Source organism: Frankia sp. CcWB2 (assembly GCF_977927585.1).
Window position 1 is genome coordinate 2,788 of the sequence record NZ_CDWRCM010000124.1, and the last position, 5,330, is coordinate 8,117.

Genomic DNA, 5,330 nt, shown 5'->3' on the forward strand with positions numbered 1-5,330 from the left:
CGCGACGCCGGGTCGAGGCGTCCTTCGCGGCGCTGTGGCGCAACGACGACGCCCGCAACTACACGGCGGCGCAGGAGGTGCTCGCGGGCCGCTTCAGCTGGGCCGAGTCCGGCGTGATGGACCCGAGCGGCGAAGGGCCGTTCCTCGCCGCGGAGCGGCAGCAGGCGGTCCCGACTCGACCGGCCGTCGACCTGCTCGCCACGGGCTGACCACGCGCGCGCATCGTGTGATCATGCCGGCTGGTGTCAAGGCCTCCCGAAAAGTGAGCTGGCCGCCTTCGCTCACACGGCTGGTCTGGAGGTGACAGTCTGCCATTTTCCGCCAGGAACATCGAAATGGAACAGTATCGAGCACCGACTGTTCTCCTGGATCAGCGTCAACTGGGGTGGGCGCCCGCTGACCAGCCACGACGTTGTCGTCAACACGATCGGTGCGACCACCACCCGCACCGGGCTGACCGCCCACGAGCTGGCTGCACCACCCCACACTCACCGGACTGGAAGGCCCTGCCTTCACCGCCTTGCTGGCCAGAGTCGAGCAGTACCTGCTCGATCACCCGCCGGTCAGCCTGCACCACAAACATGCCCGGTACCGCGTCCTGCGCCGCGGTCCCCTGTCGCTGTCTGACCGGCTGCTGGTCACCGTGATCCACACCAGCCTGATCGACAAGGGCAACATCAAATTCTGAGGTTATTTTCCGGCAGATCCCTGGGGTCCCCTACCAAGCTGGCACGCTCGCAGACCCGCGGGTCCGGCCCCCGTCGCTGCGCGAGAAGCAGGCGTAAAACGAAGTTTCTATACGTCCTTGATAGGAAATGTCCATCCACCGTTCATTGGAACGTTGTTCCGTGCGGCTAGGTTCGTGAATGTGACGATCAGGCCCAGTGAGACCGGCGTGGCGAGCGTTGCTGACGCGCCACCGACCATGCTCGCATCGCTCAAACTCTGACCGCGGACGCTCTTGAGGAACACTTTTGAGGAACACTTTTGAGGAACGCTGCTACTGATTCGCCCCACTCTATTTCGACTTCTTATTCACGCAGGAATACTGGAGTAGTCATGACGGCAAGACGGAAAAGACTTGCGACCGCGCTTGCGGTACTCTGCGCCGCGGCGCTCACCGCATGCTCGTCGAATGGGGGTACATCGTCCACATCCCCAGCATCTTCTACATCCGCGGCGGGTAAGTCGATTATCTATGTGGCGCCCGTCCGCAACGGCGCCTACATCTCTGTCGCCTGCGGGGCGCAGGAACAAGCTTCGCGGTACGGGATGAAATTCACCGCGCAATATTCTCCAGAATTCTCGGCCGCTGCGCAGACGCCGCTCCTCAACGCTGCTATTGCGGCGCATCCCGATGTCCTTGTTGTTTCGGCGGCGGACACAAAGGGTATTACTATGCCCCTGAAACGTGCCGCTACGCAGGGAATAAAGGTAATTACCGTTGCTAACGGGATCGTCGACGATAGCTTTTTGACGAGCGTAATCGGCTCAAACTACTTCGAACAGGCGGCGAAGACGGCCGACCTTCTGGCGCGGCTGGCGAATGGGCGTACGGGGGATGTCGCCTACATCGGCTTCAAGCCAGGTGGAAGTGCCATTACGGACGCACGACAGAAGAGTTTCGAAGCCCAGATTAAGAAGTACCCCAATCTGCATCTACTCACGCCGACGATCGTGAGTCAAATTGATGCGGCAACGGGGGCCGCGACAGCGAGCGCGATCCTGTCCGCGCACCCCGACCTGCTGGGCATCGTCGGTTCGTTTTATCCCATGTCGAACGGCATGGCCCAGGCACTGCGTGAGCGCGGAGTTACCGGGAAGGTGATCGCTCTCCAGATGGACTCCGATCCAATCGGCATCAATGATCTCAAGAATGGAAGCCTGCACGGGATACTGGGTATAACTTTGCGCGATCAGGGCACCGCCGTGGCCGAGCAGGCGTTCAACGCGATCACCGGGAAACCGGTGACGAAGACTATCTCAACACCGCCGTTCGAACTCACGAAGGATAACGTAAGCGACCCGGGCCTGCAGAAATACGTCATGAACGAACACTGCTGAGGAGTCGAAATGAAATAACTTGCGCGTTTCGAACCCTCCACAGGCCTGTGACCTGCGATGATGCTCTCGATCACGTATTTGTTACTTCATTACGTCCCCTGAGTTGCCGCGACAGCCCACCGCCATTCCGACGGAGACCGATCCATGTCAGAAATTTGCCGGCTGCTGACCAACGATTTCTTTGGCTCGTTTGCGCGACAACTAACGTTGTGGGCCGCGTTATCTTCGACCGGAGCGATGGCGGCCGGGGCGGCGTCGTGAGCGTCCAGGACCTCCAGGGCAGCAGCCCTCCATCACAGGCCCAGGCACCTGTCCTGGAGGTACGCGGGATAACCAAACGTTACGGTCACGTCGAAGCCTTGCGGGGCGTTGACCTGGTGGTGCCGTTGGCCACGGTTGTCGGACTCATCGGCGACAACGGGGCGGGGAAGAGCACTCTCGTCAAGATCCTCTCCGGTGCCGAACAGCCCGACTCCGGTGAGCTTCTCCTACACGGCGAACCCACGACCTTGGCGACGCCGGTGGCCGCGCACGCTGCCGGTATCGAAACAGTCTTCCAGGATCTCGCCCTCGCTCCTGATCTGGACGCGGCGAGCAATCTGTTCCTCGGCCGGGAACGCCGACGCACCGGGCCACTGGGATGGCTCGGTTGGCTTGACCGCAGCGGAATGCGTCGCGAAGCGAGCGAGGCCTTCGAACGGCTCGGCGTTCAGATCAAAGATGTCACCGGCCCGATCGCGTCGTACTCCGGCGGCCAGCGCCAGGGCGTAGCCGTCGCCCGCTCGGCGTTCTGGGCGCACACCGTGCTGCTGCTCGACGAGCCCACGGCCGCGTTGGGTGTGGTCCAGACCAGGCAGGTCCTGCAGCTCATCCGCCGGGTCCGGGACAGCGGAATCGCGGTGGTGCTCATCAGCCACAACATGCCCGACGTGCTGACGGTGTGCGATCGGATCACCGTGCTGCGGCTTGGCCGGCGGGTATCGGATATATCGATTGAAGAAGCGGCGACAGAACGACTCGTCGCGGACATGACCGGCGCATCCACGGTGAACGACCCGCGAACGGCCACCATCGACGATGAGGCGAGCAGCACGTGACCGAACTAAACGACCGAACAGCTACCGTCACATCACGGAACGCCCGCGAAGAACCCCGGCGGGCCGTGCCGCCGACCGGTAACGGTGGCTCGCGCCGGCACACAACCTCGGTGGACGCGGTGGTCCACAGCCAGGAGACGGTCGTCCTCGCGGTGTTGTTCGTCCTGCTTGCTGCTTTCGCGATTGCGAAGCCGAACAACTTCGCGACCAGCGGAAACCTTGAAAACCTCGCGCGTGATGCTGCGGTTCTCCTCGTGCTGTCCGTCGGCGTCACCTACGTGACGATCATGGGCATGTTCGATCTGTCGATCGGCAGTGTTCTGGTCTTCAGCGAGGTGCTTGCCGTCAAGGCAATGGAGGGAGTTGGCACGGACAATGCGGGCACGGCACTGCTCGGCGCGGCCATTGCCGTCGCCGCCGGAGTAGCCTGGGGTCTGCTCAACGGCACGCTCGTCGCCACGCTCCGGCTGTCGCCGTTCATTGTCACGCTGGCCACGCTCGGCGCCGCCCTTGGCGCGGCGCAGTTGGTCGCCAAGGGCAACGATCTGACGGCGATCCCCTCCACACTGTCAACGTTCGTCAGCATCGACAAGGTCGCTGGCGTGCCGATCCTGGTGGCGATCGCTGTCATCATCGCGGTCATCGGCGGCGTGCAACTGGCAAAGAGCCGGTTCGGCCAGCTCACCTACGCGATAGGTAGCAATCCCGAAGCCGCCCGCCGGGTAGGTATCCACGTAACCCGACACATCGTTGCCGTGTACGCGATCGTCGGAGCACTGGCCGGCGCGGCCGGATTCCTTGACGCGGCTCGCTTCGGCACGACAAGCATCGGTGGACACGGCAACGACGCCCTCGCCGCCATCACCGCGGTAGCCCTCGGCGGCGCCAGCCTCTACGGGGGTCGCGGAACCATGCTCGGCACCGTCATCGGCGTTAGCATTCCTGCGGTGCTCCAAAACGGACTGGTGATCCTCGGAACACAATCCTACTGGTACCAGATCATTGTAGCGGCCGCACTCATCGCGTCGATCTATCTGGACCGCCGCCGGCGCGAATCGCAGCGGCGCTAAGGGGACGTAATGAAGTAACAAATACGTGATCGAGAGCATCATCGCAGGTCACAGGCCTGTGGAGGGTTCGAAACGCGCAAGTTATTTCATTTCGACTCCTAAGAAGCCGTAATGAATTTAGTTATTCTTTCGCTGGCTTGATGGTGTAATTCCAGTCGCCGTGGAACTCGTGCCGGACCAGTGGTATGTTATTGAATTCGGTCGGCTCGGCGCGCATCTGCGTTTCGTGGAGCGCTCGGCGCGTAAGCTCTCCCGGTCGACCTTCCAAGGCTCCGGCAGTTTGATGTTTGACCGGTGATGCCTGGTCTGGCTGTTATGGCCGGTCGGGTTTTGGTCGGGGATGGTTTGGAGTCGAAATGAAATAACTTGCGCGTTTCGAACCCTCCACAGGCCTGTGACCTGCGATGATGCTCTCGATCGCGTATTTGTTACTTCATTACGTCCCCTTTGCGGGGGTGGACACCGGCGGGCCACGTGTCGCGGAGAAAGGGACAGGCACACCGCTTGTAGATCACGGAGGTGTCTAAGTCTTCGTGGTCTGGAGTGCGGCGTGCCTGTTGGCGCATTGTCGCGCGCTGCGGCCGGTGTGGTGGGAGCCGGTGGCGTGTCGCGCGAGGGGATCTGGGAACGGCTGGCCGCGGTGCCGGATCACCGTTCGCGGCGGGGTCGGATCTACCCGCTGTCGTGCCTGGCGGCGGTGTGGCTGTGCGCGTTGACGGCGGCGGGGCATGATCGGGTGGCTGCGGTCACCGAGTGGCTGCGCGACACCACCAGCGTCGACAGCAAGAGCAACGAGACTACCGCGTTCCGCCCTCTGCTCGAACGCCTCGACCTGACGGGGAAGATCCTGACGTTCGACGCGATGCACACCGTGCGGGCCAACCTCGACTGGCTGGTCACCGAGAAGAATGCCCACTACTTTACCGTGATCAAGGGTAGCCAGCCGATGTTGAAAGACGTCCTGGCCGCCCTGCCCTGGGCCGACGTCCCGACCGGCGACACCACCCGTGACCACGGCCACGGCCGGGACGAGACCCGCACCCTCGAGGTCGCCACCGTCGCCGGCCTCGACTTCCCGCACGCCACCCAGGCGATCAGG

General features: G+C 62.7%; 6 protein-coding genes and 2 pseudogenes. All 8 read left to right on the top strand.

All coding sequences use genetic code 11. The features are described 5' to 3' along the window. Positions 1–209 (top strand): annotated as a pseudogene (locus ACY45C_RS13860) (acyl-CoA dehydrogenase family protein); the annotation flags it as partial. A gap of 49 nt (positions 210–258) precedes the next feature. Further along, positions 259–465, top strand: a pseudogene (locus tag ACY45C_RS13865) (ISAzo13-like element transposase-related protein); the annotation flags it as partial. Positions 466–520: 55 nt separating this feature from the next. After that, positions 521–688 carry a hypothetical protein gene (locus ACY45C_RS13870; RefSeq protein WP_462188021.1) on the top strand — a complete coding sequence of 56 codons (168 nt, stop codon included), beginning with the start codon at positions 521–523 and terminating at the stop codon, positions 686–688. A gap of 512 nt (positions 689–1,200) precedes the next feature. Continuing rightward, complete coding sequence (locus ACY45C_RS13875; protein ID WP_462188022.1) at positions 1,201–2,064, top strand: substrate-binding domain-containing protein; 864 nt, start codon at positions 1,201–1,203, stop codon at positions 2,062–2,064. 359 nt (positions 2,065–2,423) lie between these two features. Further along, positions 2,424–3,161 (top strand): ATP-binding cassette domain-containing protein, encoded by a 738-nt coding sequence (locus ACY45C_RS13880; protein ID WP_462188023.1) that lies wholly within the window; start codon positions 2,424–2,426, stop codon positions 3,159–3,161. Next, positions 3,158–4,231 carry an ABC transporter permease gene (locus tag ACY45C_RS13885; protein ID WP_462188024.1) on the top strand — a complete coding sequence of 358 codons (1,074 nt, stop codon included), beginning with the start codon at positions 3,158–3,160 and terminating at the stop codon, positions 4,229–4,231. The genes ACY45C_RS13880 and ACY45C_RS13885 overlap by 4 nt, the downstream gene beginning before the upstream one ends. Positions 4,232–4,635: 404 nt before the next feature. Beyond that, positions 4,636–4,758, top strand: coding sequence for a hypothetical protein (locus tag ACY45C_RS13890; protein WP_462188025.1), 123 nt, complete (start codon positions 4,636–4,638; stop codon positions 4,756–4,758). Between the two features lie 77 nt (positions 4,759–4,835). Then, positions 4,836–5,330, top strand: a 495-nt coding sequence (locus ACY45C_RS13895; RefSeq protein ID WP_462188026.1) for a transposase family protein, incomplete at its 3' end; no start/stop codon positions are given.